General features: G+C 69.3%; 1 protein-coding gene. It reads right to left on the bottom strand.

Annotation, left to right across the window (positions count from 1 at the left end):
- The coding region (locus tag HKX41_12390; protein ID NNC24934.1) for a sensor histidine kinase at positions 1 to 254 on the bottom strand (254 nt) is incomplete at both ends.

Raw genomic sequence — 254 nt, 5'->3', positions numbered from 1 at the left:
CCGCGCCGCCGCGCTCGTCGCGCACCGCGCGGGCGATGAAGTGGCCGGGCACGCCGGTGGTGACGCCGATGGCGTAGAACTCGCCGGCGCCGTGAGCCATGGCCAGTTGGAAATAGGGCCGGAACGCGTAGGAATAGCCGACGTTGCTGTTGGGCTGGTCCCAGTCGCTGGCGGCGATGCCGGTGCCGCTGCGGTCGATCAGGGTCAGGGTGCTGGTGCGGTTGGCGAAATTGAGCTGGACCAGGCGTTCGTTG

Origin of the sequence: Salifodinibacter halophilus, assembly GCA_012999515.1 — a bacterium.
Classification (GTDB): domain Bacteria; phylum Pseudomonadota; class Gammaproteobacteria; order Nevskiales; family Salinisphaeraceae; genus Salifodinibacter; species Salifodinibacter halophilus.
Note: the sequence above shows the minus strand (reverse complement) of the source record. Positions and strands in the feature narration are given on the sequence as shown.